Below are 21,630 nucleotides of genomic sequence, written 5' to 3' on the forward strand. Positions count from 1 at the left end.
CTATGAACAAAAACACTCAAACCATAAAACATTCAACTTTCCTAATATTCTTAAGTTTCCTGATTAGTCTATTTTTTTCCTGTACCGCAAAAATTGGGGAACAAATCAACAAACGAATTGTGGATCCTTTTGATGAAACCAAAATCCTAAATGTTCACTTTGTCACTTCACGCAGAGAAATGACAGTCAAAGATAATTGTGATCCACAAAGTTTCGGATTCATTACCGATATCAATCCTCATTACGGAATCTGTTTGGTGAATATCCCTTCCAAACATATCATTGGTGACATCTCTCTCGATAATGCCCAAGACAAAAACCAATTCTTTCAATTCAAAGGTCGCATCAACACCGATGATAAAGAATTTTTAACTAAAATCAAATCATCCAACTCTGATGAAGTTTTAGTTTTTGTACATGGATTCAATGTTAATTTTGATGAAGCAGTACTTCGTGCAGGACAAATCAAATACGACCTAAAATTCCCTGGGGAAGTTGTGGTTTATTCTTGGCCTGCCGGAGCCGATGCAGGGATCTTATCGCAAGTGATGGTCAAATCCACTTACGACCTAAATTTCACTGAGGCAAAAGTGAATCGTGAACCATTTGCAAAATTTCTATCGGACATTACAAATCTTGGTAAAAAAATACATTTAGTGGTTCACAGTATGGGGCACCAAGTCGTGTTACCATCCATTGCTTCTCTATCCAAACAAGGCAAAAAGAAATTCCTATCCGAGCTCATCCTCAATGCTCCCGACTTTGATAAAAATGAATTTGAACTGATCTTAAGTGACCTAACCAATTCATCAGAACGAATCACTCTATATTGTTCTCCTGGAGACAATGCCCTTGTAGCTTCCCAAAAAGTGAATGGAGTGGCACGGGCCGGAATGTGTTTTAAATTTTCTGGAGTGGATGTCATCAATGTAAATGAAGTAGATGATCCTGTATTTGGTGTCGGTGGACTTGGACACGGATACTATTCGTCTCGTCCCATCCTCACTGACATCTATCAAGTGTTACTTGGTGTTTCTGTTGAAAGAAGACTTTTTATCCGAAAGTCCGGCCCAAAAAATGGAGAAAACTTTGTCCTTAGGAAATAACTAAGGCACAAATAGATCCTCTCCTTGGAGGAGGGCACGGTTTGTTTTTAAGGGGACCAACCCCTCTTCCTTGTCCTCCATCACTTCCCCCTCTAGGGCTTTAGCCACTACCAGTTTGAATTTGATCTTCTTTGCCAAATTTAAACTTTCCTTTGCCAGTTGGACAAGCCTGTCCCCACCGGCAATTTGCGGATGACTAGGATTTGCAAGAGAAGCAAAGACCACATGCCTTGCATAAGTCACACCTGGTTTAGATTTGGGTGGGGCCAATGGTTCCATAGGAATCCAACCAAACCCATCCACCCATACCTCTGCAAACTTATGGTTGAAAGTGATTTCTTTGGAGGATTCGGTAGGTAAATAGTTCCAAACCAAACGAGATGGAATTCCTTTACCACGCAACAAAGCCATGGTGACGTAAGAATGTTCGGTGCAACCTCCATTATTTTTTTCAATCACTTGGGGTGCTGGTTCGAAACTCCCTGATTTATACGGAATCGAAGCCACATAACCTTGGGTTTTGGTCAGTACATCTTTTAGGCTAGAACTCTCTTGGAAAAGAGTATTTCTTTTTTCCAAAACGATGGGAGAATTTATTTTTAAAAACCAATCATCTTGCAGATAACTTTCAAATTCTTTTTTGCTTTGACTTTGATTCAGCGCGATATTTTGTTTTGGATCCAAATTCCATTGGATCTTATACCGAGTGAGTAACGCGTGATATACGGTCATCTTCCCTGTATCCCCCGCTTTCATAACAGGAATGGTAAGAATCAGTATACGGTTTCCCGCTTCATCCACCTGGAGTTTGGTTTCTGCGGGAAAACTTTCTTCTCTTAAGGTTTGGGAAGGGATATTTCCTTTCGGCAAAACAAAATGGAACTTGGTTTCAGGAAGATCGACAAGGGCAGTCCATTGGAATTGGTATTCAATTTGATTTTGGATCGGGGAAAAACGATAGGCCTTAGAACCATCGGCAATTTCTAGAGGGGTTAACAATGGAAAAAACGTATCCTCAAGTCCCTTCCACTCTCCAAAGGTTTTTGTTAAGGGGTCAAAAATTAGAAAATGATCCGCACCAATCGCTGTTAATTTGAATAAGGCTCTGTGGGAGACAGGAAACTTTAATTCACTAACACCCGTTTGCTTTTTTGGAGAATACACTTGGATGGTATTTCCCCAAAAAGAAGAGATAAGAAAAATTTCTGACTCGTTTCGTTTGGTGATTCGCTGCACCGAAGGAAAGGGAAGCGGAGTTTTGGAAATCAATTCTCCCGTGCTTAGGTTGTATGTTTCCAATTGGTTCCCGTCCAATCGGTAGATTTGGTTTTCCAAACAGACAATGTCTTTCCAAGACTTTCCCTTGTCCGGCCAAACTATTTTTCTTTGCACAGCGAATGTCATTGGATGGATCTCCCAAAGGGTATTTGCTGTTTGGAAAAAAAGGTTCCCTCGGCACTCCGTCCAACCGGTGACCTTTCCTCTATCCCAGGGAAGTTTCGTCGATTCCCCTGATCCTAAATTCCAAACAAGGAGGGAAGTTTGTTTTGTGATATCTTTTGTTTGTAAAAATAATCTATCCTCCGAATACAAAATCGATTCAAAAAGTTCCACAGATTCTGATTCAGGAAATCTAGGAGAAAGTTTCCAATTGTATTTCGAACGCACTTCTGTCCAAGAGACCGGTTCTTGTGAGAACGTTTCTGCCAATAAAGAAGGAAGGAAAACTACTAAAAGTAAAATCCAAACTATTTTTTTCATTCGATAATCCTTGCCTTTTTCAGAATGGCTTTTAGAGTTTTTCTAATTTATGGATTCTCAAAGAAAAGGAAGTCTTTTTTATTTTGGCGAACGAATTCTCCTAGGAACGGTTGGCATTGTCACTGAACCCCACTCTCACTATGCCGTTTCTATCTTAGTATCTCTCCGTGGATCCTTTCATTTGTATACCGATGACAATGTTGTGATTGAATCGGAAGGGATCATCATTCCCCCAAATTATTACCACAGATTGGATGGGTCAAACTCAGAAATGGTCATCATCCAATTGGATCCAAAATCGGAAGAATACAAACGGATTGTAATGGACCAGTCGCCAAAAACAATTGATCCAGATACCAGGTTAAAAATTCAGAATATCGCTAATCCATTGTTTGGTGAAACATTGACCTGTGAGTCAGCAAGGTCCCTCTACAACCAAATCCTTTCTCTCCTTGGTTCAGAAACTGTTTCGAAAAAATATGATGAACGAATTGAGATGGCAATCCAAAGAATCAAAGAAAAAATCCCAAACCCTGTGACTCTTGTAGAACTTTCAGACATTTCGGGAATCTCCACCGATCGTTTTATGCACTTATTTAAAGACAATATGGGAATTCCTCTAAGGCAATATCTATTGTGGCAACGCCTACATATAGCCGCAAAACTTTTGCAAGGTGGCGAAAATCTTACAACTGCATCTCATGCCGCTGGTTTTAGTGACCAATCCCATCTGTCTCGAACCTTCAAAAAGATGTTTGGAGTCAAACCCTCTCTATTTTTGGGAAGCCAGTCACTCAGTAAGGTATGTTTTTGTGAAGATTAGAATTGGATTTTAAGATTTGGTCTAAGATAAAAAAAAATGCCAATGGGTGAGAGATATTCCCCACCCACTGAATCATATTTAGAAATTCTTCTTATGCAGCTTTATGAGAGAAGTCTTTCCAAACTCCACGCGCTTTCAGTTCGTTATCCACGGCCGCTTTCAAATCCAATCGATATCCCAACTCAAAGAAAACATCTGCCACCACAAATAGCGGGGCAGACACGAGTGCTTGGAATAGATTGTCAAAAAGTGCAGGCCGACTTTTTTCAAAAATAAAATGTCCGTAGAACTGCGCTCCCCATCCAATCACTTGGCCGAGGCCAAATATCGTCCAAGCAGTGGTTGCCGGCAGTTGCGCCGTGATCCATTCAGAGGTAACAAATAGTCCCCCAAACACAAGAGTCGCTACAAATGCAAACACCACATCCAAAGTATAATAGTAACCAAGCACTGCTAAAGTAAACACAAGGGATGCAGAGACGTGGAAGCCATTGTATTCAAAAAGACTAAAACGGCTGAGAACAACAAACAAAGTGAAGGTGATTGTAGGAACCCCAAGCACATGGATCAATACGTTACGTTTTTCCTGATGGTAAGCGGAATAAAACGCCATTTCTTTTGCAAATCTCAAAGGAGACCTCCGGGTGTAAAGATCCATACTACCAGAAACGGACTCATCAGACTTGAACGAACCTGTCATAGAGCTAAAAAATTAAGAATTTCTTTCGGATTCGAGAACGAGTTTTCGCAGGGTAAAGTTACGCTGAAAATCAGAAGCGAAGTCTTCAATCAACATGGGGAACCTGTAGGTCCAATTGGAGTGGTCAGGAGTTCCAGGCAAGTTGATCCGGTGTTTTTCGGGATGTTTCAACACATCCGAAACGCCGAGAGCCAAATCCTGGAAAAGTTGGATCGAAAAAAGACTACTTGTTTGGAACACAAAGTTAAGTAACCCAATTAATGCTTCCTCTTCTGACTCGGGCCTAGGTTTTCCAATTCGGTCAAAGAAAAATTGCAGTTTGGATTCCTTATCGCCTTCATTTTTCCACCAGTCCATCGCCAAACTCGTATCATGTGTTGATAAAACAGAAATAGCATTTTCTCTATACAATTCTTCAGGAATGAACTCACCAGTTGTGAAGGATCTAGTCCAACGAACTACATCAATTCCAATCATTTGGCGTTCAAACAAAGAATCTCTGATGAAACCAGGAACAGAACCCAAATCTTCAGCACAAGGAATCATCGAAGAAAAAGATTCAAAGATCTCTAAAATTTTTTCTCCAGCCTCTCGCCAATGTTTCTCCTCTTCTTGGATATGAAGTTCTGACAAAGGAAATAGTTTTGCTTTTGTTTCTTCCTCCAAATCTTGGTAGGAAGTCTCTTTCCAAAAATCCCAATAAAAGATATAATGATCTGGGATGAATTCGTGAATGAGACCTAAAGATTCAAATTGTTTAGGATCTAATCCATCTTTAATAAACTCTTCTTTTGCAATTCCAAATTGAGGATGAAACCAGCCATGAAGCGCCGTTGTATCATCCTTAGGAATCGACCAAATCCGATACATTCCAATCACATGATCAATGCGGTAGAGATGGAAAAAATGTTCTAAATAAGACAAACGATCCTTCCACCAAGCATAGTTTGTTTTTTCCAGAGCTTCCCAATTCAAAACGGGGAATCCCCAGGTTTGACCAGTTTTTGAAAAATCATCGGGAGGGGCACCCGCTTGCAGATCCATAATAAAAAACTCAGGATGTTCCCATACATCACAAGAATTTCGAGAAGTAAGGATAGGCATATCCCCCTTCAAATACACGCCAACATCTTCAAAATGCAACTTCACTTCAGATAACTGATCATAAGCGATCTTTTGCAAATATACCCAAAATAGAGCTTCTTCTCTTCTTTTGGAAAAAATATATTCTTTTGCCCCGTTTGGATTTTGGTATTCCTTAGGCCATTCCCACCAACCCTTCCCTTCGAACTCTTCATACAGTAGTCGAAAGGCAGCATAGGAATAACACCATGTATGTTCTTCCAAAAAGTAAGAGGCTTCTTTCATTGCTTCTTTCTGATTTTCCGTATAGTATTTACGAATCGCCTCTAATTTCAAATTACGAATGCGAAGGGGATGATTTTCTAAAAACCGAATCTCTCGTTTGCGAGATCTAATATTGAGGTTTAACTTGTATAAGGATATATAAAGTGGATCAATCGCAAAGGCAGAGATGGCACTATAAGGAGAGTATCCAAATCCAGTATCGTTTAAGGGTAATAATTGAATGATGCTAAAACCTATATCCTTTGCCCAATCGCAAAGAGGATATAGACTGTAAATGTCTCCACATTCAAAAGAATGTTCAGAAACAATAGAGGGCAGAGATACAAGTACCCCTGCCCTTCTCCTGTTTACATTTCGATAGGATCCCAAGTCTTTTAAGCGACTGTGATTTCTTTCGATAGGTATACGTCTTGGATGGCGTTGAGTAGAGCAACTCCTTCCTTCATCGGCTTTTGGAATGCCTTTCTTCCTGAGATCAGACCCATTCCACCTGCACGTTTGTTGATTACTGCTGTTTTTAAAGCGTCCTGTAAATCGTTTTCTCCAGAAGCTCCACCAGAATTGATAAGGCCTGCTCTTCCCATATAACAATTTGCTACTTGGTAACGAGTGAGGTCAATCGGGTGGTCAGAAGTAAGGTCGGAATAGATACGTTTGTCTGTTTTACCATAAGAAGATTCTTGGTTTAAAACATTGTATCCACCGTTGTTTTCAGGTAACTTTTGTTTGATGATGTCCGCTTGGATGGTAACACCTAAGTGGTTTGCTTGTCCTGTTAAGTCAGCAGAAACATGGTAGTCTTTATCTTTTTTGAACGCATTGTTTCTTACATAACACCAAAGGATGGTTGCCATTCCGAGCTCATGTGCCATTTGAAAGATTTTAGAAATTTCTACGATCTCACGACCCGAATCAGCAGAACCAAAATAAATGGTAGCACCCACAGCAACACAACCTTGATCATAAGCTTGTTTTACTGTAGCGAACAAAATTTGTTCACTTTTGTTTGGGTAAGTGAGAAGTTCATTGTGGTTGATCTTCAAAATGAAAGGGATTTTGTGAGCATACTTTCTTGCAACCGATCCAAGAACACCGAGAGTTGTCGCAACACCGTTACAACCACCTTCGATTGCCAATTTGATGATATTTTCGCCATCAAAGTAAATAGGGTTTTTCGCAAATGATGCCCCTGCGGAGTGTTCAATTCCTTGGTCCACCGGAAGAATGGAAACATAACCAGTTCCACCAAGGCGGCCACTTCCGAGAAGGGTTTGGATGCTACGAAGAACAGGTACAGACCTGTCTGTGGGAGCAAAAATTCTATCAACCCAGTCACTGCCGGGTACGTGGATTAGTTCTTTAGCGATTTTTGGCGATTTGAATCCAAGAAGGGATTCCGCGTCATTTCCAAGATGTTTCGAGATTTCGTCGAAGTTCAAAGTTGTTCTCCTAAAAAATAAATTCTCGGGTTCTTCCAATGTGACAACATCTTTTTTTGCTCGTCGTCTATCTGCATGGCCTTAACTTGAATTGAGAGGCAAATTTGAGAGGATCCGCACAATTTCGAATGTTTTTTTCCCTGGCATGGCTTTTCCTCACACTGTCTTTGGGAGTGTGGTGGTGGATTTTGGGTTTCCGTCAGGCAAAAACCATATCGGAAATTTCTATCAGTGCAGAAAGACAGGTGGAACTAGACCGAGTCAATCGAATGTTGCAACTGGAAGGATCCTTCTTTCTCTCCATGTTGACCCTAGGTGGAGTGACTCTTGCTGTTCTATCCTATAGAGATCACAAACGTTCCAAACTCATTTCTGATTTTTTTTCCACAGTTACCCATGAAATGAAAACACCGATCGCCAGCTTACAGCTGCAAATCGAAGTTCTCCTCGAAGATACAAAAGAGCCTGAACTCAAAAGAAAACTAGAAAAGATTTGGAAAGAGAACCAGCGCATTGAATCCCAAATGGGAAATGCATTTTATCTCGCAAGCCTTATGCAAGGAGAATCCTTGTATATGGAACAACTCACCATTTCCGATTTATGTGAATCCTATTCGCATCATGAACCTGATTTGATTTGGAAAGTATCTGTTCCTAAAGAAACCATGGTTTATATTGATAAAAAGGCTTTTTTTGCTATGCTTAAGAACTTAAGTGAAAATGCAAAACGCCACGGAAAGGCAAAAACTATCAAACTCACGATTACAAGAGAAAATAAACAAATTTCCTTTCTTTTGGAGGATGATGGAACTGGATTTGTTGGGAACAAAAAAAATCTTACCCTACCTTTTTTACGGCATTCTAAAACCAGCGGAAGTGGAATTGGTTTGTATATCGTGAAAAAATTAATCGAAAAAATGAAAGGTTCCTTGGAATTTCCGGACAGTTCGTACGGATTTCATGTAAAACTTAACTTAAAAGAGGTTCCATGAAACCAAGAATCTTACTCGTTGAAGATGACGAGGGTCTCGGAGAAACTTTAAAAGAAAGATTAGAGCAGGATCGATACCGAGTCCAGTGGGCAAAAACAGCAGCAGAGGCAGAAACCCTATTCTCGCCAGGCCAATTTGATTTGATCGTTCTCGACTTACGACTACCCGATGGAAACGGATTCCAACTCGCCGAACTCTTTGTATCGAAGGAGAAGGACATCCCTTTTTTATTTCTCACGGCCCAAGCCGGTGCCCAAGAAAGACTTCGCGGATTTGAATTGGGAGCCGCCGAATTTATCCCCAAACCCTTTCATTTAAAAGAGTTTCTCATCCGTTTGGAACGGGTAGTAGCCCAAACCCGTCCCCACTTCGGTCAAAAATGGAAGATGGATGGAAAAGAAATCCACCTGGATTCTTTTCTTGTGAAAAAAGAAGATGATACTTCTGTTCTACTTTCTAAGCGGGATTGTGCCCTTCTGGCTCTCCTACTTTCGGATTCCAGGAAAGTCTTCAGTCGTTCGGAAATCCTAGACTACCTTGTAGGAGAAGAAAGTTTCCCTACAGAAAGAACCATCGATAACGCTATAGTCCGACTTCGGGACGCCCTGGGAGAAGAATCCATCAGAAATGTGCGGGGTGTGGGTTACCAATGGATAGCAGAAGTGATTCCCCTAAAATAGCGATCCATGTTGGGGAATCGGAAACTTTAGCCGATACTTTTAGAGATGAAACAAGGATTTTTACTCTCACTCGTATTCGTTCTATCCTTGTTTTCTCTACCTTTGAGTGCCTGGGAAACAGACATCGATTACAACTACGAATACCAAAAAAACGGACCTTATACCAAGTTTTCCGATTGGGTTCCCTACAAACTCCACAAATGGGAACCAAAGTATTTAGAAGATTTTTACGAGTTGTACAACCTCAAACAACACTACAACGATAATGAAATCAGAAAAAATATCTATTGGCTAAAAATTGCCCTGGGGAAACGTTTCCGTCACCCCAAACACTCATTATGTGAGACAAAAACAGAACAAGAATACTATAAATATCGGAACCTGATGTTTATGCATATCAATATCCAAATCATGCGTTCCTACATGCGACTTGCCTCAAAATTTGATAAACGCCATGTCTATTTTTATAATTTAGATTTTGCTCACGAACTAAAAGAAAGTTTTGGTGTTGCGGAAAGCTTCTACAAAGAAGCCCTTCCTTATTGGGAAAAGGCAAAGGAATATGCGGATAAAGCCAATGAAGTACCGGTGGATCTCGATTTAGGGACCATCGAAACAGAACGTTACGAAATTGTTACCGGAAAACTAGACTTTGGACATATCATTGAAAACCATTTGGAAAGACTCGATGGAAAAAAGAAAATTGTATCTGAGTATTTAGCTAAGTATCCGGAAGCGGACGCCAAGGTTTTGGACCTTGCGGATAGAGAAAATTAGAATTCCATAAACAAAACGGCAATATCATCATGGATGATTCGGTCTTTATCAATAAGACAGTTCGCAATCATTTTTTGAAGTAAGGTATCTGTATTATCAGAAACTGAAATCATTTCGGAAAGTTCCTGTAAAAATATATCAAGACCTATATAACCTCCACCCTCTTCTTCCAATTCATAAATCCCATCCGAATACAAAAGTAACCGATCCCCGGGTTCAAAGGACTTGGAAATGGTTTTTCCTTCCCATGTATCAAGCAGTAAGATAGGATACATTTCATCCTTCACAAGTTTCATAACTCGTTCACTCTGTTTCCAAAATACAACAGGCGGGTGCCCCGCAAAACTAAACTCCACTCTTCTTTCCTTTGGAAAAAGACGGAGCACACAAGCAGAGATATGGTGTTTAAAAATGATTGTTTTTAATTCCAAATGCATGGCAGCTAAAATAGCAGCAGGAGAAGATTCTAATTTGGAATGTTTTTTAAAAGAAACTGCAGCAATCCCTGAGACCAGAGCAGAAGAAATCCCATGGCCGGAAATATCTCCAAAGAATATATCAATACAGTCATCATTTGGTTTTTCATAGAGGATAAGGTCTCCCCCAATTTCATCATAAGGCAAAAATCGTGATTGGATTTTTACATTGGGAATTTCTCCAAAATCTTTAGCGACCCAAGCCTCTTGTGTAAGCTTTGCGAGGGCCAAATCCTCTTTGACATCGGAATAAAACCTCTGTAGAATTTTTTCTTTTTTCATTAATTTGATTTCGTTTTTAGCCCGCACTAACCCCTGCGAAATAAAACCTGCAATCAAACCTAACAACCTTTTGGTTTCTTCCGACCAATTACCAATTCGTTCAAAGGTGGTAATTCCAAGAATCCCAATCACATTCCCCTCGTCACGCAAACCTACAACTAAAATGGAACGAACTTCCGCACGTTTGAATAGGTCCAAATGCCAAGGTTCATCAACCATTAAGGAAGTGTCTGCAATATGAATGACACCGTCAGAAGCAAGAATTCCCAATCGTTCCGGATTCATTTTTGCAATCGGAAGTTTAGTTCCGACTTGGAATAAAGATGGCATTCCATCTAACACCCATTCGTGGGTCACTGACAAAAATTGTTTGTCCGATGAAATTTCCGCAGCAAAAACTCGGTCAGCCCTTGAATATTTCCCCAGTTCCTCCAAGGCAAATTGGATGGCATCGGATACTAATTCTGCTTTGGTATGAACAAAGGTTTTGGAAACTTCAGTGACAATTTGGGAAAATCGTAATAGACCAGAAAGTTTAAATTCAGATTCCCGAATGGAAGAAATTTCGATTTGTTGACCCCAAATGCGCAACAGATGCCCAGCTTCCACTTGCCCGTGGGAATTCATGAGAAAGACACGTTGGTGTCCGTCCGATAACTCCATGAAGTATTCGTAATTTTCTAATTGGTAAGTGTTTTCAATGAATTTTCGGAGTAAAAAAACGCTCTTCAGGGTAACGAGATCTTTCAGATACTTACCGATGATTTCTTGGACAGTCTGGTATCCATAGAACCGAGCCATTGCTAAATTACCGTCCCGAACGATGCTGTGGCCCCAGATGAATTCCACCTGTTCGTCCTGGGAAAGTGAAATCGGCATGGGAATGTCCAACTCGTAACACCAAATGGCATCTTTGGAAAGGTGGATAAAGCTCTCTAAATGTTGGTAACGACCATAATCGGGTTGCCTGGAACTCATCTAGATTCTAACCTCTAAGAATCTACGGTCACTGCCACAAAAAAAACATATTCAATTCCGATTCCGAAAATTTTCCGAATTCTCATCGAAAAATAGTCGATTCCGTTGACCAAATTACCCCTTTTATAGATAGTATTTCGAAATGGCGGATGCTTAAATTGAGCAGTTTTGTATCATATTTAAGCACAAGGATTCAATAATGTGCAATTCGTGCAGATTTTGGGCGTGATTTTAGACTCATATTGCTTAGAAACTCCACGAAACCCTTATATTTAGGTCGAAATGCCTTGGTATAAATCTTGCATCTTATTGGACACCAGATTACAACAATCAGACCGACCTCTGAAAGAAGGAGAATCAAATGCAGTTCGCAACCCCAAAATTTACTTCCGGAAAGGAAGTGGTTGAGTATGCCAAAAAAAATGGAGTCATTTTCTACGACTTCCGCTTCACGGATATCAAAGGAATGTGGCACCACGTTTCCTATTATGTGAATTCCGTTGATGAAGAAACATTTAAAGGGATTCCTTTTGATGGATCTTCCATTGCTCGTTGGCAGCCAATCAATGCTTCCGACATGCAATTACATCCAGAAATTTCTACGGCTTTTTTAGATCCGTTTACTGCTGACAAAACACTCGTTATGTTTTGCGACGTATGGGATATCTACAAAAAACAATACTACGAAAAATGCCCACGTTCCATTGCGAAAAAAGCATTAGCGTTCATGAACAAATCAGGAATTGCAGACACTGCCTATTTTGGTCCAGAAAATGAATTCTTTGTTTTTGACAGTTTGCGTGTTCGTGATGAAATCAACTGCCAATACTACGAATTAGATTCCAATGAAGGGATCTGGAACACTCACTCAGAAATTCCTGGAACGAACAATACAGGAAAAATCAACTTCAACTCTGGGCACCGACCTGGAACTAAAGGTGGATACTTCCCAGTGGCTCCGATCGACTCTCAAGTGGACCTTCGTGCTGAATTTGTAAAAACTTTGGAAGCCATCGGAATGGAAACATTCGTTGTGCATCATGAAGTAGCACAAGCACAAGGGGAAATTGGTGTTAAGTTTGGAACTTTGATTGAAGCTGCTGACAATGTTCAAAAGCTAAAATACATCGTTAAGATGGTGGCTCATAAACACGGAAAAACTGCGACTTTTATGCCAAAACCACTTTTTGGTGATAACGGTAACGGTATGCACGTTCACATCTCTCTTTGGAAAGGTGGAAAAAACCTTTTCGCTGGAGACAAATACCAAGGTCTTTCTGACTTCGCATTCAACTATGTTGGTGGAGTTTTAAAGTATGCTAGAGCTTGTGCTGCATTCACAAATGCATCCACTAACTCTTACAAACGACTCATTCCAGGATTTGAAGCTCCTTCCATTCTAGCATACTCTGCTCAGAACCGATCTGCTTCTTGCCGTATTCCGTTTGTTAGTGGCGAAAAAGCAAAACGTGTGGAGTTCCGATTCCCAGACTCAACAGCTAACCCATATTTGGCGTTTGCTTCCTTACTTATGGCAGGTATGGCTGGAGTATCAGAAAAAATCGATCCAGGTCCTGCACGTGAAGAAGATCTTTTCGAACTTTCTTTAGATGAAATCCGAGAAAAAGGAATTCGTCAAATGCCTCACACACTTCGTGAAGCTATGGAAGAAATGCTCGCTCAAAGAGAAATTTTCAAACAAGGTGATGTGTTTACAGAAAACTTTCTACAAACATACCAACACTACAAGTTTGAAACAGAAATTTGGCCATGGGAAGGTCGCCCTCACCCATACGAATTCCTCACTACTTACTCTTGTTAAGAGAAAAGGCCCCGGCAACCGTCGGGGCTTTTTTTTGTTTACCATTCTTATTCTCTTCAAAAAATGACAAAAGAACTAAAGATTTAGTTCTACCAAACGATCTAAGGTTATAGGGCGAGGTAGCTCAGATGGTTAGAGCACAGGATTCATAACCCTGAGGTCACGGGTTCGACTCCCGTCTTCGCTACCAAAGATCGAGAGGACAAGGTATGAAAAAAACAAACCGTTTGTTTTCAATTATGGCTCTGGTGTTATTTACTGGATCCATCCAAGCAGCTGATTTTCCTAAATGTAAAGAGGCTTGCGATAAGTTTTATAGCTGTACAGTGCAAGTGAACCCAAATGCTTCCGAAGAGCAAAAAAACACACTCCGACGCGGCTGCGAATTCAATTGCAACCGTCCAAAATACTACAATAAAATTGCAGGTTGCCTTTCAAGTGGCGATTCTTGTAAAGCTTTCTCGTCTTGCATTATGAAAGAAATGCAAGGCAACAAATAACAAAACAAGTTTAGTTCTAATAACTAGCAAAGGGTAAGACTGTGATACAGTTCTTACCCTTTGCTTATGCAGAAAACAAAAGAAACCGACTTAGTTGTCGGTTCCGGTTTTTTGTGTGATTTGTTTGGAGAGAGATTTGGCTTCGTCCAATCGAAGAGAGAGGATTTTCGATATCCCTGGTTCTTCGTTGGTGACACCAAAGATAGCATTGGCTCGGGAAATCGTAGACTGCGCGTGAGACACCACAATGAATTGTGTTTTGTCCTTGAACCGATCCAAAATTTGGCAGAACCGAAGTTTGTTGGCTTCATCCAGAGCCGCATCAATCTCATCTAAGAAACAGAACGGACTTGGTTTGACCATATAGATCGCAAAAAGTAGCGCTATTGCTGTGAGTGACTTTTCTCCACCAGATAACAGGCGTAAATTTTGAACATGTTTGCCTGGCGGTTCCGCCATAATTTCCACACCGGAATTGAGAGAGTCTTCTTTTTCCGTCAGCTCAAGTGTGGCCCTTCCCCCATTAAATAATGTAGAGAAAGTTTCTTGGAAATTTTGTTTGATCTTTTCAAACGTTTCTTGAAAAAGTTTTTCGGACTCTTCGTTGATTCGTTTCAAAACTTCTTCGATATCTTTTTTAGAACTTTCGATATCTAACTTTTGTTTGAGATTGTGTTCATAGATTTCTTTGATATTACGATATTCTTCAATCGCCAGAGGGTTGATGGAACCAAGAAGCTGGATTTCAGACTTTGCAGACCGAAGCCTTCTTTCCTCTGCTTTTTGGTCAAGTTCCAGACTTCCTCGCTCTGTTTCCAATTCAGAATCAGTAAGAGAGTAGTCATTGTACAACTCTTCCACAAGAGAATCAATTTGTACTTTCAGTGCAGAACTGGTTCTTTCCTTTTCAGAAAGAAGAGGCAGAAGGTTTTGGAACACTTCTTGGTTTTTAGAAATATTGGACTTAATTCCCGAAATCTCTTCCACAAGAGTTTGTAGGGTTTCTTTTTCCGATTCCAATATACGACTCATGGATAAAAATTCTTGGTAAGACTCTGCAATTTCCTTTTCTAGAACTTCGACTTCCTTTTCCAATCCATCTTTTTTCTCTCGAATGACAGATTCTTGTTCTTTGGCACCCAAAATCCGTTTTTGTATTTCTCCAATTCGTTCATCAAGAACCGCAATTTCTTTTTGTTGGTTTTCCAAACGAGAGTTGGATTCCAGCAGTTTTTTCTCGAGTTCTACAATATGGGTTCTTGTTTCTTCCCAATGACTTCTGTGTAAAATGATATTACTTTGGTTGTCTCGAATTCCTCTGGTTAGGTTTTCGTTTTCTAAAATTAGATCTTCAATCGCTTGGTCAATGGACTCTTTTTTGGAAAGGATTCCATCTTTATCAAAAAGTAAATTTCTAAAATCATCTTCTCGTTTTAAAAACCCGGTTAGCTTTTCTGAATACGAATCCAATTGGATGTCACGAAGCTCAGAAATTCCTTCAGTAATTTGCGAAGATTCTATATGAGAAAGAGCAGTTCTGAGTTTGTTTGCATAAAGATCCAAATCGGAAAGAAGGATTGCCTTGTCTGCATTACGAATCTCTTCCCCTTCCTTAGATTCTCTTTTTTTATTTTCTAACTCTTGAATAAGTTCGAGTATTACCGTTTTTTGTTTGTCCCGAAGAGTGATATGTCGTTTTTCATTTTCTTTGATACGAACTTCTTTTTCCTCGATAGACTTTTCTTCTTCTTTGATCGAAAGCTCCAAAGATACACGTCGAGATTCCAAAGTTTGGATTTCCTCTTGGAGAGTGGTTTGGATTTCCCTTTGGCGTTCGTTTTCGAGTTCAATGGCTCTTTTTTCTACTTCGAGTTTAATTGTAGCTTGGTTTTCTGATTCTAAAGCAGAAAGGATTTCACCAATACGAAGTTCATACTCTAAAATGAAGGTTTTGTTTTTTGCTATTTTCTCTTTCTGAATTTGACTTTTGGAAAGATGATCAAATAATTTTTTATCGATTTCTGCAATCTCTCTTTCCTTGGCTTCTTTGGTGGTTTCCTTTTCAGAAATTAAATTGGTTTCGTTTTGGATGAGGGAAAGAATGGATTTATTTTTTTCGCGGATTTCAAGCAAATCTTCATCTGACTTCTTCATACGGCGTTTAAAATCTCGTAGTTTTAAAAACCTTAAGTTTTTATCGGATTCATCCAAATCCGATTTGAGTTTGAAGTATTGTTCTGCTTTTTCGGATTGTTTTTCTTTGACTTCCAGGTCTTTTACCATGGAATTCATAATGTCTTGAATACGAAGTAAGTTTTGGTTGGTATCATCCAACTTCTTTGTGGCTTCTTTACGATCCAGTTTGAACCGTGAAACCCCAGCGGCTTCTTCAAAGATGGCCCTTCTTTCTTCAGGTTTGGAATTTAGAATTTGGTCCACACGACCTTGTTCTAAAATGCTATAACTAGACTTACCAATTCCTGTATCGAGAAGTGTTTTTTCGATATCCTTTCTTATGGTTCTGATATCATTGAGATAGTATTCGTTTTCCCCGTCTGGATACAAACGGCGAGTGATTTTGACGGATGGATAATCAATGTTAAAAAACCGATCATCATTATCAAAAAGAATCGAAACCTCAGCGAAACCTGCAGCTCGCCTACTCTCTGTTCCGTGGAAGATGACATCGTCCATCTTCTCTCCGCGAAGTCCCTTGGCACTTTTTTCTCCAAAGACCCATTTTACGGAATCGACAATATTTGATTTTCCGGAACCATTCGGTCCGACGACAGCAGTAAACCCAGGATCAAAATTGATCTCTGTTTCATCCGCAAACGTTTTGAATCCAACAATACTCAGGCTCTTTAAATGCATATATGTTTCGCCGTTCGATTTCCCTGTTTCCCGGTTGACACCACTTGGGAGACATAAGAAAAAACCTTAGATAGTATTATGTCCCAAATTATCGATCCCATTTCCAGTGAAATTTTTGAAAGGAAGCCTTACTTACAAAATTATTTCAGAAACTTACGCTCCGGAAATCTTTGGGAACTGGGTTCTGCTAAGAAGGATGGGGAATATTATGTCTCATTAAATGGGGAACCCCTCTCTTCTTCCTTCTCCCCGCTAACACAGGCCATCCGCCTTTTAGATACTTATTCCTTAAAGCCAACAGATATTGTAATTTTGTTTGGGCTTGGAAATCCCCACCTCGTCCAAAAAATAAGCGAAACTTTGGCACCGGGACAAATTCTCATTCTTATCGGAGATGATGAAACACTAATTCCCGTTATCTGGGACAAGGTTTTAAAACCTGTAATGACAGTGCCTGGTCGACACTTATTCTCAGGGGAACTCTTTTTTCCTTTGTTTTTTAACTACTTAGACTCATTACCTATTGAACGAGTGAGTGGGCTGAAAATCATTCGTAACCCCACAGATACAAACAGAAATCCCATTTATCGTGAGTTAGAAGATAAAACCCAAACTGTGTTTTCGGCTAAAATGAGCGACCTACTCACCAAATTTGAATTTGAACGGTTGTGGATTAAAAACTCCATTTGGAATTTAGTCCATGTGGGGAAAAGAAATCCTGTTCGTTATCCTATTTCTTCTCTCAAAGAAAAATTCCGAGGACTTACCGCCGTACTCGTGTCAGCTGGCCCAAGTTTAAGAAAAAACATCCCTTGGTTACAATCTGTCAGAGATAAAGTATTTGTATTCTCTTGCGATACCTCACTGAAAGTTCTCATCAAAGCGGGAATTCAGGCAGATGGGGTTGTGACCCTCGATGCCCAAACCAATTCTTTTTTCCATTTTATGGGAGAAGATCTCACAACGATCCCGCTATTTGCTGATTTAGTCAGCTCCCCCACTCTCCTCAGAGAACCTATGTTCCAAGCCGTAGTTCATTCGGTCACTGCCAAATACCAAGTAGATGCCGAAGGATCGCTCGTCCGAGAAGTTACTGCGGGAGGTGAGCTCGCCGAACAAGTATTTCGCGAGGTGGGAGATATCCAATCGGGGGGATCGGTCGCAACTACTGCTTTTGATATGCTGCGATTTATGGGTTTTACTTCGGTGTATTTTCTCGGGCAAGACTTGGCCTATTCCGGAAGGGAGATCCATTCCACAGGAACTCATCACAACGAAAAATGGCTTACTCTTTTGAACCGAAAAAACAGTTTAGAACGGATCAATGAAGTCATCATTCGCAAAAGAGAAACCCGGTTTGTGCCCAGGGCCAATGGAGATGGTTCTGTTCTTACCGATTATGTTTTAGATTTATACAGACACTGGTTTGAAGAATCTGCAACCAGCGTGAGTGAGATGCAACTCTTCAACGTAAATGAGGATGGGGCTCTCATTGCAGGCATTACCTCCTTAGACCCAGAGAAAGCAAAAAAGATTTTGGATGCAACTCCCCACCATAACTACCCTTGGCGAGACCTACCTATCTGGAATCTTGTTTCTCAAAATGCCAATGGAACAATCATACCAACAGAGAGAAAAAATCCTGTCTCAAATAATAAATCAGAATCCGCAAAACTTAAAAAAGAACCTCAGCCCTACTTACTTCCAAATGGTTCCGAGTCACTATACAAACGAATCCAAAAGGATTTGGAATTTATGGAACAAGGATTGGAACGTTTTGAACGAGAAACGCCGAAAGAGTCCTTCCAAGATTCTGATATTTGGATTTGGATGCGCGAAGAGTCTTATCTAAGACGGATGGTTCGTAAAACTGAAATTTATATTTTGCGTCATAAGGATTTGGAAACGGAGAGAAAAAACCAACTTCTGATTCAATCTATCAAAAAAGAAATTCGTTATCTAAAACGAAGTCTCTATCCTATGATGGATTCGTTTCCAGAAAAGGGATGAAAGACCGAGTTATCTTCAAACTCAGGAAAATAATCAAAAAATAGTTTTTGGGATACCACTCGGTAGGCAAAAGGATTTTTTTCCGCATAACCATCGGTATATGGTAGAGCTGGCAATTGGTGGAAGTTGATTCTTTCTTCGAAGTTGATAAAATCACGGCGTGTGAGTTCTGGCCGTAATTCCAAAGCCGTTTCTTTTAATAGGTTCCAATCCAATTTAAAACTCATCCTTGCCCCTCGAAAGGCAGGAGACCTTTCAAGCAAATTAACAAGGCGTTTCACAGGACAATCCATCTGGTAGTATTTGGTTACATAAACTTTGACAAACCGTGCCGCAAGTCCCATCGGTTCCCAAACCAGTTCCGACTCGGTATTTTCTGATTCTTCTTTTTTGATTTCGCTAAGCACTACATGTAGTTCTGGAATGGATTGTTTACCCGTCATAATGAGAGAAGATTCTTCCATTCCGAATTCCCCATAATACAACCATTTGTAGAAGTCCTGGATCTCTGCTTCCGGATGGTCTTCTACAAATTTGGTGAGAAGAAAAAGTTTCTCTTTTTGAGTGAGTGAAGATTCTCGTTCAGTTTGCATTTTGTGTTGCTCGTAGTTCTTTACCTAACACCAAACGTTTGATGTTTTCTCTATGAGAATAGGAAATGAGAAAAAAAGTAGCAACTAACACAAAGAAGATAATTGGTTGGTATTCAGAATCGGGAATGAATTTTGTCGTTCCAAAATACCATAAGGGCATAGAAAGCGTAGCAAGGATGGACCCAAGAGAGACAAATCCCGAAATCTTATATACAATAAAAAATATCACAACTGCGCAGACCGTGACTATGGGAACAAGAGTCATGTAAACTCCGAGAGCCGTGGCCACACCTTTTCCTCCCTTGAAATGGAGAAAGGGAGTGAATGTATGCCCAAGGATGGCAACAGATCCGAGAAGGATTTCTGTGGTAGTAAGTGAATAAGGAGATTCAATGTAAGAAGCAAGAAAAACCGGGATAGCACCTTTCAATGCATCCAAAAGGAGAGCAATGATCCCATACTTCCAACCGATGACACGACCGACATTGGTAGCACCGATATTTCTGCTACCGTGTTCACGGATATCAATCCCACGAACTTGTTTGGCCAGAAGAAACCCGACCGGAATGCCACCCAAAAGGTAGCTGAATAGAACCATGGCAAGTATCATTCCTTGCTCTCCTTACCCTCGTTTCTGTTCCGAAGTTCGATCTCAACAGCGAGGCCATCCAGCCCGAACTCGGTTACTATACTCTTTCGGTAAAAACTCAATATATTTGACGGAAAGAGTTTCGTATCATTAACAAAGAATAAAATTTTAAAAGGAATCTGGGAGACTTGCGTGGCGTAATACACCTTCGGAGGTCGGTTCGATGCCTTTTGCACCTTATTTTTGCCCCCCCACTTGCTTAACCAGTCATTTAAGGCACGAGTGGTTAGCTTTTTCTGGGACTTTTCATAGAGGGCAACGACCGATTCCAGGAGTTTATGTGTCCTAAGTTTCTCTTTGGCAGAAAGGGAGAGAAGCGGGCGTTCTTTCAAAATCGAAAGTTTTGCTTCCATTCGGTCTTTGAAGTGTTTCCAGGAATTGGATTCTTTTTCGGGAACGAGATCCCATTTATTGACCGCCACAATCATGGGTTTTCCTAGCTCTTGGATTTCCCCAAAAATCTTTTTATCAAATTCACCCAAGCCCTTCATCGCATCGATCAGCAAAACCACAACGTCTGCCTCTCCCAAACTATGTAGAGTCCGTTTATAAGAATAGAATTCTAAACTTTCTCCCGTTTTGGATTTTCTACGAATCCCGGCTGTGTCTATGATTTCCAATTTATGGTTTTGAAAATAGAACTGGTCGGAAACAGAATCCCTGGTGGTTCCTGGCACATCACTCACCACAGCACGTTTGTAACCAAGGAAGGTATTAAGAAGTGATGACTTACCTGAGTTTGGTTTTCCTATGATGGCAATTTTACAATAGGGATCTTCCGGCATTTTGATTTTGTCGGGAAGGAAAAAATTAATCTTTTGGTAAAGAAGATCAAAGTTCCTTCGCCCGAGTGCTGATATCGGAAGAAGTTCGTTTAACCCAAGTTTGTAGAATGGTTCCAAGTCATATTCATCTTGCTCTGTATCTACTTTATTGATGAGAGTTAGAACCATTTTATCTTTCAATACTTCATCTTTTTTTAAAAGTTCGATGAGTTTGTAATCATACTTACGTAAGTCTTTATGATCGATTACATGAAGGATCAGATCTGAATTTCGTAAATGTTCAAAGGCGATCTCAATAATCTCACCAGAAATTTCATCGATATTTTCAATGTCTAAACCAGGTGTGTCAGACAAAGTAAAAGGGATTTTAAATTCCGCCCTTTCGACAGTCTTTTGTAATACGTCCCTTGTCACACCGGCAGTATTTTCTGTAATGGCACTTTGTGCTCGGAGGATGGCATTGAATAGTGTGGACTTACCCACGTTTTGACGGCCAACGATTGTAACCACTGGAAGTCCTTTCATTTGCGTAGGTGTTCCTTCATGGCTCTTTCCATATCGATTTTGGCTTCCTTCTTTTGAATGTCGTCACGTTTGTCGTATAATTTTTTTGGTTTGGCGAGAGCGACGTCTATCTTCACCAAACGATTGTTTTTAAAGAAACAGCGAGTGGCAATGAGTACAAGCCCCTTCTCTTTAATGGATCTATCTATTTTTTGAATCTCTTTTGCCTTAAGGAGAAGTTTGCGAGGACGAATTTCCGGATGGTTTGCATAACCTCCGTCTTTGTAAGGCGGGATTTGAAAGTTCTCCAGAAAAACTTCTCCATTTCTTACTTTAGCAAAACAATCAGTTAGGTTTCCTTTTTTTTCTCTAAGGGCTTTCACCTCAGAACCTGTGAGTACAACACCAGCCTCGAACGAATCTAAGAGTTCGAAATTGAACTTTGCCTTTTTATTGATTAAAGGATCGGTTCCGCGAGGTTTGTCGTCTTTTTTGGTTTTGCCCATAGTGT

The 21,630-nt window shown here is 40.2% G+C and carries 18 protein-coding genes and 1 tRNA gene; 9 read left to right on the plus strand and 10 right to left on the minus strand.

The window, feature by feature from the left end:
• The first annotated feature begins 2 nt into the window (after positions 1-2).
• Positions 3-1,106 (plus strand): alpha/beta hydrolase, encoded by a 1,104-nt coding sequence (locus tag LEP1GSC195_RS07370; protein ID WP_015682688.1) that lies wholly within the window; start codon positions 3-5, stop codon positions 1,104-1,106.
• Here the strand turns inward: LEP1GSC195_RS07370 and LEP1GSC195_RS07375 are convergent, their stop codons facing one another.
• The gene (locus LEP1GSC195_RS07375) at positions 1,107-2,867 is read right to left on the minus strand and encodes a transglutaminase-like domain-containing protein (protein WP_015680911.1); all 1,761 of its coding nucleotides are present in this window, start codon (positions 2,865-2,867) and stop codon (positions 1,107-1,109) included. It abuts the gene before it with no gap.
• 49 nt (positions 2,868-2,916) lie between these two features.
• On the opposite strand from LEP1GSC195_RS07375, the gene LEP1GSC195_RS07380 reads away from it, so the two are divergent.
• Positions 2,917-3,690 carry a helix-turn-helix transcriptional regulator gene (locus LEP1GSC195_RS07380; protein WP_015680499.1) on the plus strand — a complete coding sequence of 258 codons (774 nt, stop codon included), beginning with the start codon at positions 2,917-2,919 and terminating at the stop codon, positions 3,688-3,690.
• Positions 3,691-3,781: 91 nt separating this feature from the next.
• Here LEP1GSC195_RS07380 and LEP1GSC195_RS07385 read toward each other — a convergent pair whose 3' ends face one another.
• The 3 genes from LEP1GSC195_RS07385 to LEP1GSC195_RS07395 form a co-directional block, all read right to left on the minus strand.
• Positions 3,782-4,321 (minus strand): Mpo1 family 2-hydroxy fatty acid dioxygenase, encoded by a 540-nt coding sequence (locus LEP1GSC195_RS07385; RefSeq protein ID WP_015681118.1) that lies wholly within the window; start codon positions 4,319-4,321, stop codon positions 3,782-3,784.
• An 81-nt stretch (positions 4,322-4,402) separates the two neighbouring features.
• Positions 4,403-6,127: a 4-alpha-glucanotransferase gene (locus LEP1GSC195_RS07390; RefSeq protein ID WP_015681937.1), complete on the minus strand. Its 1,725-nt coding sequence runs from the start codon at positions 6,125-6,127 to the stop codon at positions 4,403-4,405.
• Between the two features lie 5 nt (positions 6,128-6,132).
• The gene (locus LEP1GSC195_RS07395; RefSeq protein WP_002981248.1) at positions 6,133-7,197 is read right to left on the minus strand and encodes a class I fructose-bisphosphate aldolase; all 1,065 of its coding nucleotides are present in this window, start codon (positions 7,195-7,197) and stop codon (positions 6,133-6,135) included.
• Between the two features lie 128 nt (positions 7,198-7,325).
• On the opposite strand from LEP1GSC195_RS07395, the gene LEP1GSC195_RS07400 reads away from it, so the two are divergent.
• From LEP1GSC195_RS07400 to LEP1GSC195_RS07410, 3 genes are read left to right on the plus strand one after another with little or no spacing between them, the layout of a single operon-like run.
• On the plus strand, positions 7,326-8,189 hold the full coding sequence (locus tag LEP1GSC195_RS07400; RefSeq protein ID WP_015680859.1) for a sensor histidine kinase: 864 nt from the start codon (positions 7,326-7,328) through the stop codon (positions 8,187-8,189).
• On the plus strand, positions 8,186-8,869 hold the full coding sequence (locus LEP1GSC195_RS07405) for a response regulator transcription factor (RefSeq protein WP_015681370.1): 684 nt from the start codon (positions 8,186-8,188) through the stop codon (positions 8,867-8,869). Before LEP1GSC195_RS07400 ends, LEP1GSC195_RS07405 begins: the two co-directional genes overlap by 4 nt.
• A 45-nt stretch (positions 8,870-8,914) precedes the next feature.
• Positions 8,915-9,646 (plus strand): hypothetical protein, encoded by a 732-nt coding sequence (locus tag LEP1GSC195_RS07410; protein WP_015681362.1) that lies wholly within the window; start codon positions 8,915-8,917, stop codon positions 9,644-9,646.
• Here the strand turns inward: LEP1GSC195_RS07410 and LEP1GSC195_RS07415 are convergent.
• The gene (locus LEP1GSC195_RS07415) at positions 9,643-11,382 is read right to left on the minus strand and encodes a PP2C family protein-serine/threonine phosphatase (RefSeq protein ID WP_015680971.1); all 1,740 of its coding nucleotides are present in this window, start codon (positions 11,380-11,382) and stop codon (positions 9,643-9,645) included. The genes LEP1GSC195_RS07410 and LEP1GSC195_RS07415 overlap by 4 nt on opposite strands.
• A gap of 361 nt (positions 11,383-11,743) precedes the next feature.
• On the opposite strand from LEP1GSC195_RS07415, the gene glnA reads away from it, so the two are divergent.
• From glnA to LEP1GSC195_RS07430, 3 genes are all read left to right on the plus strand, one after another.
• On the plus strand, positions 11,744-13,204 hold the full coding sequence (gene glnA, locus LEP1GSC195_RS07420) for a type I glutamate--ammonia ligase (RefSeq protein ID WP_015681695.1): 1,461 nt from the start codon (positions 11,744-11,746) through the stop codon (positions 13,202-13,204).
• A gap of 113 nt (positions 13,205-13,317) precedes the next feature.
• Positions 13,318-13,394, plus strand: a tRNA-Met gene (locus LEP1GSC195_RS07425).
• A gap of 19 nt (positions 13,395-13,413) precedes the next feature.
• Entirely contained in the window at positions 13,414-13,704 is a 291-nt protein-coding gene (locus LEP1GSC195_RS07430) for a Cys-rich protein (protein WP_015682463.1), read from the plus strand.
• 90 nt (positions 13,705-13,794) lie between these two features.
• Here LEP1GSC195_RS07430 and LEP1GSC195_RS07435 read toward each other — a convergent pair whose 3' ends face one another.
• Positions 13,795-16,578, minus strand: a complete 2,784-nt coding sequence (locus tag LEP1GSC195_RS07435; RefSeq protein ID WP_015682103.1) for a chromosome segregation SMC family protein — start codon at positions 16,576-16,578, stop codon at positions 13,795-13,797.
• Between the two features lie 78 nt (positions 16,579-16,656).
• Between LEP1GSC195_RS07435 and LEP1GSC195_RS07440 the strand changes: the two genes are divergently transcribed.
• Positions 16,657-18,588 carry a motility associated factor glycosyltransferase family protein gene (locus tag LEP1GSC195_RS07440; RefSeq protein ID WP_015681629.1) on the plus strand — a complete coding sequence of 644 codons (1,932 nt, stop codon included), beginning with the start codon at positions 16,657-16,659 and terminating at the stop codon, positions 18,586-18,588.
• Here LEP1GSC195_RS07440 and LEP1GSC195_RS07445 read toward each other — a convergent pair.
• The 4 genes from LEP1GSC195_RS07445 to smpB are packed head-to-tail and all read right to left on the minus strand — an operon-like array spanning position 18,552 to position 21,625.
• Entirely contained in the window at positions 18,552-19,181 is a 630-nt protein-coding gene (locus LEP1GSC195_RS07445) for a hypothetical protein (RefSeq protein ID WP_015681152.1), read from the minus strand. The two genes, LEP1GSC195_RS07440 and LEP1GSC195_RS07445, sit on opposite strands and share 37 nt — an antisense overlap.
• Positions 19,171-19,791: a glycerol-3-phosphate 1-O-acyltransferase PlsY gene (gene plsY, locus LEP1GSC195_RS07450; RefSeq protein WP_015680933.1), complete on the minus strand. Its 621-nt coding sequence runs from the start codon at positions 19,789-19,791 to the stop codon at positions 19,171-19,173. The genes LEP1GSC195_RS07445 and plsY overlap by 11 nt, the downstream gene beginning before the upstream one ends.
• Positions 19,788-21,140, minus strand: coding sequence for a ribosome biogenesis GTPase Der (gene der / locus LEP1GSC195_RS07455; protein ID WP_002981196.1), 1,353 nt, complete (start codon positions 21,138-21,140; stop codon positions 19,788-19,790). The genes plsY and der overlap by 4 nt, the downstream gene beginning before the upstream one ends.
• Positions 21,137-21,625, minus strand: coding sequence for an SsrA-binding protein SmpB (smpB, locus tag LEP1GSC195_RS07460; protein ID WP_002981625.1), 489 nt, complete (start codon positions 21,623-21,625; stop codon positions 21,137-21,139). Before smpB ends, der begins: the two co-directional genes overlap by 4 nt.
• Positions 21,626-21,630: the final 5 nt, after the last annotated feature.

It is taken from the genome of Leptospira wolbachii serovar Codice str. CDC, assembly GCF_000332515.2.
In the GTDB taxonomy this organism is placed as follows: Bacteria; Spirochaetota; Leptospiria; order Leptospirales; family Leptospiraceae; genus Leptospira_A; species Leptospira_A wolbachii.